The organism is Acinetobacter sp. MF4640 (genome assembly GCF_002018895.1).
GTDB lineage: Bacteria > Pseudomonadota > Gammaproteobacteria > Pseudomonadales > Moraxellaceae > Acinetobacter > Acinetobacter johnsonii.
Genome location: NZ_MVOM01000032.1, coordinates 38,763 through 44,762, shown reverse-complemented (window position 1 = coordinate 44,762; position 6,000 = coordinate 38,763). Strand labels below are relative to the sequence as shown.

Genomic DNA, 6,000 nt, shown 5'->3' with positions numbered 1-6,000 from the left:
GCGTGGATTTAGGAGAAGTTGCAACTTTTCTAAAAAGCTCGAAAATCATTTTAAAGCCTTTGATTTGACTTTCTTTTACCTTAATAACGGATTTGTTTAACGCCAGCATACTTTTTGAAACACCACCTATTTTTATTCTGAAACAGCACGCTAAAATAGCTTTCTGTGTCTTTAGCCACCAATTCAACTTCAGGAAAGAGCTCTGTCACAATACGACTTAACTCCTGTTCATCAACAGTAGTCACAATTCTTTCATTTTCAGAGTTAACAATGTCAGATAGTGTTGAGCTTTCGGACACAATCTCAATAGTCTCCTCTACTTTTTGTTCAACTGGCTGGGCAGTAATAATTGTAGGCGAAGATAGTCCTTTAACAACGGTATCACTAATTGACTGCTCAACAGCTTGTTTTACAAAAGGCTGAATTGACTCTAAAAATTTAGTGTTTAATTGACGAGGAATACTTGCTTGTTGAGCCACATAGCGAACAAAATCAATATCAACTTCATTAATACTTCTTTTTATTACAGTTTTAAACTGCTGGATATATTGATTTTCTTCAGCAAAAAAGCGTAGCTTTTCTACATGAAAATTATCATGTTTAAACTCAGCTAGCTGTGTCAAATCCTCGGCTTTATTCTTCGTAAAATCAACTGTTAAAAATGGTTTATCATCCATCACATTTGGATTAATTAAATCAGTAAAAAATCTCCATTCTTTACCATTTGTGATCGCGCCAATCGTCACCCCTAAACTACTATTAAAATATCTAGATAGCTGCGGAGCATGATTCGTTAAATTAGCAACATAAGGTTTTGCTTCAATAAACATTACAGGTTGCCCATTACAGTAAAGGGCATAATCAACTCTTTCTGTAGATTTCACACCTGGAAAATCAGCTGCAAATTCTGCAAGCACCTTGGTCGGGTCATAAGGGCTAAAACCTAAAATATCTAATAGAGGAAGGATTAAAGCCTGCTTAGTTGTTTCTTCTGTAGTACAGTGGCCCCCTACTTTTTTCACATGCTCAATATGGCTTCTTAGTCTATTAATAAAATTTTCCATATTCCCCTCATTATTATTACAAGTATATTTTTTGATCTAATTTTAGATCTTAACCCTTTTACTTTATTTTTCAAATATTAATTTAAATTTGTTTTTAGAATCTCATTACAGTCTATTCGTTGGACTATTTTCTGTTTGATTTATTAAAAAAAGAAGTTCAAAAAATGGAAGAATCATAAGTTAAGTTCTCCTCAATCTATTACACTAATTTTGCGCCATCCGTCATAATAAAACAGATAACAGGCTGAATAACATTCATTATTCTTAATAATCGAACCCACCTGCCATCGGAACAACAATCAAATGATTTGACAGTTGATACCGACCAATATACATATAAATTCATCACTTTTTCGACCGACATAGTATACTGCACCTGCTGTTTCGGCTCACCTTTTATCATGTGTTCTCTGTTTATGAATAAAAAGCTGTTTCTTTCTTCTGGTTTAAAAACACTAAGTGTCTTGGCCATATCTATAGGCTTAACCGCCTGCGGTGATCGTTCATGGTGGACAGATGATGAGCCTAAGCTCAATGCTGAACAAATCGCACGCATCATTCCCGGACGCGTAAATGACCGCCGTTCATGGGCTGAAGATATTTACGATATTTCAGAGCAGTTTGGTATTCCTCAAAATAAAGAGAATATGTGTTCGATCATTGCCGTGGTTGATCAAGAGTCTAACTTTGTTGCAGATCCACAAGTTTATGGTTTAGGTGAAAAAGCGGTTAAAGAAGTCCAAGATCGTTTAGATGAAAAATTTAAAGATAAGCTCGGCGATGCTATCGGTGGCACGATTGCGGGCTATTTCCAACAGGTCTTAAAAGAACAGCCAAGCCCTGAAGATAACTATTTAAGTCAAATGCGCCGCGTTAAAACAGAACGTGAACTGGATGAACTGTACCGTAAAATTTTTGACTATATGTCAAAGCACTATCACGTCAGTGCACTCACAGGTGCAGCCAAACTTGTCGGTCAGGACGTAGGTGAAAAAATGAACCCGATTACCACGTTGGGTTCAATGCAAGTGCATATCGGTTATGCCAAAGACAATAAACGTGAAGGTGGCAGTATGGCTGACTTACGTACCGACCTTTATAGCCAATATGGTGGTCTGTACTACGGCATTCACCGACTAATGATGTACCCTGCTGACTATGACAAACCGCTCTACCGTTTCGCCGACTATAACTCAGGCATGTACTCAAGTCGAAATGCCGCTTTCCAAAGTATGTTGAATGACTTAACTGAAGCAGAACTTGATTTAGACGGTGACTTGTTACTTTATGGCAAAGATGGCTCACCTAAATCTGCAAAGAGTCAATCAGAGCGTGAACTCATCAGTGTTTTTGCTCAGCACAATATTTTGGTTACTCCACGTCAAATTCGCTCTGACCTGAAAAAAGAGAAAGAGAAGAAATTTGAAGATACAGCAACCTATCGCGCTGTGGCTAAACTGTATCAAGAAGTCACTAAAAAAGAACCTTTCTATGCCATGATGCCAGAAGTCGTCATTTCTGGTCCGAAGCTCAGCCGTGACTATAATACCAACTGGTTTGCCACTCGTGTCAATGGACGTTATCAAAGATGCATGCAACGTGCAAAGCGCATAAAAATCTAGCCTTATTTGACTTTGATGGCACCCTGTATGACAAAGATAGTTTTACGGGGTTCATCTTCTATGTACACTCGAAACGGCATATTGCCCTACAAGGCTTAAAAGTTCTGCCTTATATTCAAAGTTATTATTTAGGTTTTTATCCTGCGCATGATATGCGCTCTAAACTCTTCCATGCGATGTTTAAGCAAGCTGAAGTCAGCGAAATTGACGCTTATGCAAAACGCTATGCAGAACTCTTAATCAAAGGACTTAACCCAGCACTTTATAGCCAACTAAAGCAACACCAAAGTTTGGGCGATGATGTGGTTTTGGTCTCTGCTTCAATTGATATCTATTTAAAATATGTGTGTGAAATACTCTCAATTGATCTGATCTGTACCCAAGTTGAACAAGACCGGCAACGCTATACAGGGCGCTATCTGACTGCTGACTGTAGCTGTGACTACAAAGCGCAACGTATCCAAGAAAAATATGAGCTGGATAGTTATCATGCCGTTTATGCTTATGGAAATAGCATTGAAGATAAACAAATGTTGTCTTTGGCTGATTTTAGCTATTTGGTAGGGACAGATTTAAGTCTTCCTGACTTGTCAAATACATCAAATCAGCGCCAAATAAGCTAATTATTAAGTATAGGTTAATAATTAGCCATATTGAATTTTTAAAAATATTTATTATTAAAATTCAGTATGTTTTATTTACCAAAAAATATATTTATGATAAATTTTGCCTAATAAAAATATTTTGAGAACCATTCTACTTAAATTATAAAAAGGCATCAGTATGGAACAATTATCTCCACCCAAGTATGTCAAAGGTCTTTCGATCAAATTCGGTGAAAGTCCCTTTGTATTATTGGCGCAGTTCGCTTTTAATGCTTCAAAACAAAAATGGTTAAAACACGAAATTGAACATGTGCTCAATATCGCCAAACAAGGTGATTACCATCATCTGGTAAAGACATTACGTCAATTTAGTAAATAACAAAAAAAGCCACTTCAAATGAAGTGGCTTTTTTACTTACTTTTTAAAGGGAAACGCATATTTCACAATACGTTTGATGACGCTACCATACTGTTTTACTAGACTGGCATTGTTATAGTTAATGCCATACTTTTCACACACTGCTTGTACTTTCGGTGCCATTTTACGGTAACGACGCGCAGGTACATCTGGATATAAGTGATGCTCAATTTGATGACTTAAGTGCCCTGTCAAAATATGGAATGCTTCTGAACCAGTTAAATTCGACGAACCACGAATTTGGCGCATGTACCAGTGACCACGGCTTTCATTTTCTAGTACTTTTTTCGGGAAAACTTCCACATCTTTGGTGAAGTGACCACAAAAAATCACACTAAATGTCCACATATTACGGATACCATTTGCAACCAAATTCCCTGTAAACACAGGCAACGCCGCAGGTCCTGCAATGAGTGGGAAAAACACATAATCTTTAAACAATTGTTTACCAATTTTGCGCTGCATAGGTTTCCATTCAGCTAAAGTCTGCGCTTTGCTTTTACGCCCCTTGAAGTATTTGCCTAACTCCAAATTTTGGATCGCAACGCCCCATTGGAACAACAAACAAAATGGAATGCTATAAATCGGTTGCAATAAAAAGCCCGGTTTCCAACGTTGTTCAGGGAATAATCGAAGCAGACCATAGCCAATGTCATCATCCATCCCTTTAATATTAGTATAAGTATGATGCTTATAGTTATGAGTCTGACGCCAATTGTCTGCTGTACCTACGATGTCCCACTCATAGTTTTGACCATTAAACTTAGGGTCATTCATCCAGTCATATTGACCGTGCATCACGTTATGACCTAATTCCATGTTTTCCATGATTTTGGCAAAACTCAGCAAGCCCGTGCCCAACACCCATGCAGGTGGGAACCAACCTGCAAATAAACATGCACGACCTGCGATAGATGCATAACGCACCGCTGCATAGACACGACGAATATATTGCGCATCTTTCTCGCCAATATCATCCAGTACTTCTTGCTTAATGGCATCTAGCTCACGTGCAAGTTCATCTAACTCAAATGTCGTTAACTCACGATTCTTCGGGTTTTTAAAATATTCAACTTTAACAGGCATATTCATTGTATTTATTCCCCTTATAAATCGACAATAAGATCGGTTTGTGCCGTGTTGACACAAATTTTTAGAAAATTTCCAGGCTCAGAATTTTGTGCACCATTGACCAAGTTTTTGGTTGAACCCTCAACTTTGTTGCAAGCACACTTATTACAGATTCCCATACGGCAGCCATGTTGAGGCTTCACATTTTGCTGTTCCAAACTTGCAAGAATAGATTGACCTTTGGGAATGCTTAAAATTTTCTTCGACTTTGTTAAGGTAATATTCACAAAACCAACATCATCATTTGCAAATGGACTCATGCTAAACGCTTCAGTTTTTAAGGTGTTGGCATGAGCGAAAAGCTGCTCAACCGTAGCTACAAACCCTGAAGGGCCGCATGCATATACCGTTGCCTTTTCAATCTGATTCAGTCCAGACACATGGTTTTGATTTAAACGCTCACCTTCATCTGACTCTTGGGTATAAAACATGCTGAATGTAAAGTTTGAGTATTGTGCTGCCAACTGTTCAAAATATACTTTGAACGCAGCATCAGTATGCTTTTTCACCCAATACATCAAATGTACAGGCTGCTTTTTAAGCTTGGCGGTCTTCTCTAAACGTTTCAATAAACTCAGCATGGGGGTAATACCACTGCCCGCAGCGAGTAAAATTAACTGTTGATCATTTACAGTCAATTGCATATCGCCATAAGGCTGGCCGAATTCTAAAACATCGCCGATTTTAACCTGCTCACATAGCCAATGACTTGCCTTACCTTGGTCTACCATTTTTACATTCAGTAAGACATGTTGCGCATCAATCTGGGTCAAACTATAGGTACGTTCATAACGTACGCCTTGAACCACGACATATACAGGATGGTGTTGCCCCGCTTGCCCCATTTGAAAATGACGATTGGTTTGCAGCGTTAAACTCACCATATCGTGTGCAACTTGCTCTTTTTTTACCACTTTACCCAAAGCTTGGTGTATCGACCAAAGTGGGTTGATTTTTTGAAGCCAAAAGTTAGCTGTGTGTCGGTCTATAACACTCTCAGCATACTCAGTTAAAGGAGATTTAGTTCTTTCAAGGATCTGCATAGTAAAGGACCACGCCATAGATTTTGAATTATTATACACATGTATATATATTTGTATATATACTCTGATTGTTTCGTTTCGTTTCACAATGCCGACCAGTGGGGCTATAATGAACCG

Annotated in this window: 6 protein-coding genes and 1 pseudogene; 4 read left to right on the top strand and 3 right to left on the bottom strand. The window is 38.2% G+C overall.

Features of this window, described 5'->3' with window-relative positions; all coding sequences use genetic code 11:
- Positions 1–100 (top strand): annotated as a pseudogene (locus tag MF4640_RS19025) (IS1 family transposase); the annotation flags it as partial.
- Here MF4640_RS19025 and MF4640_RS11735 read toward each other — a convergent pair.
- On the bottom strand, positions 81–1,064 hold the full coding sequence (locus MF4640_RS11735) for a type I restriction endonuclease (RefSeq protein ID WP_227518654.1): 984 nt from the start codon (positions 1,062–1,064) through the stop codon (positions 81–83). The pseudogene MF4640_RS19025 and the gene MF4640_RS11735 sit on opposite strands and share 20 nt — an antisense overlap.
- Before the next feature lie 416 nt (positions 1,065–1,480).
- Between MF4640_RS11735 and MF4640_RS11725 the strand changes: the two genes are divergently transcribed.
- The 3 genes from MF4640_RS11725 to MF4640_RS11715 all read left to right on the top strand — a co-directional run bounded on the left by MF4640_RS11725 (position 1,481) and on the right by MF4640_RS11715 (position 3,670).
- A complete protein-coding gene (locus MF4640_RS11725; protein ID WP_078389690.1) occupies positions 1,481–2,686 on the top strand; it encodes a DUF1615 family protein in 1,206 nt (401 codons plus the stop codon).
- Positions 2,653–3,309, top strand: a complete 657-nt coding sequence (locus MF4640_RS11720) for an HAD-IB family hydrolase (protein WP_078389685.1) — start codon at positions 2,653–2,655, stop codon at positions 3,307–3,309. Before MF4640_RS11725 ends, MF4640_RS11720 begins: the two co-directional genes overlap by 34 nt.
- A 160-nt stretch (positions 3,310–3,469) precedes the next feature.
- The gene (locus tag MF4640_RS11715; protein ID WP_004693524.1) at positions 3,470–3,670 is read left to right on the top strand and encodes a hypothetical protein; all 201 of its coding nucleotides are present in this window, start codon (positions 3,470–3,472) and stop codon (positions 3,668–3,670) included.
- A gap of 36 nt (positions 3,671–3,706) precedes the next feature.
- Here the strand turns inward: MF4640_RS11715 and MF4640_RS11710 are convergent, their stop codons facing one another.
- Both MF4640_RS11710 and MF4640_RS11705 read right to left on the bottom strand, forming a co-directional pair.
- Complete coding sequence (locus MF4640_RS11710; RefSeq protein WP_078389684.1) at positions 3,707–4,801, bottom strand: fatty acid desaturase family protein; 1,095 nt, start codon at positions 4,799–4,801, stop codon at positions 3,707–3,709.
- A 14-nt stretch (positions 4,802–4,815) separates the two neighbouring features.
- A complete protein-coding gene (locus tag MF4640_RS11705) occupies positions 4,816–5,883 on the bottom strand; it encodes a ferredoxin reductase (protein ID WP_078389683.1) in 1,068 nt (355 codons plus the stop codon).
- Positions 5,884–6,000 lie beyond the last annotated feature (117 nt).

Excerpts from the sequence above, each read along its gene's own strand:
- MF4640_RS11735 (WP_227518654.1), bottom strand. The coding sequence starts at position 1,064 with ATGGAAAATTTTATTAATAGACTAAGAAGCCATATTGAGCATGTGAAA.
- MF4640_RS11725 (WP_078389690.1), top strand. The coding sequence starts at position 1,481 with ATGAATAAAAAGCTGTTTCTTTCTTCTGGTTTAAAAACACTAAGTGTC.
- MF4640_RS11720 (WP_078389685.1), top strand. The coding sequence starts at position 2,653 with ATGCATGCAACGTGCAAAGCGCATAAAAATCTAGCCTTATTTGACTTT.
- MF4640_RS11715 (WP_004693524.1), top strand. The coding sequence starts at position 3,470 with ATGGAACAATTATCTCCACCCAAGTATGTCAAAGGTCTTTCGATCAAA.
- MF4640_RS11710 (WP_078389684.1), bottom strand. The coding sequence starts at position 4,801 with ATGAATATGCCTGTTAAAGTTGAATATTTTAAAAACCCGAAGAATCGT.
- MF4640_RS11705 (WP_078389683.1), bottom strand. The coding sequence starts at position 5,883 with ATGCAGATCCTTGAAAGAACTAAATCTCCTTTAACTGAGTATGCTGAG.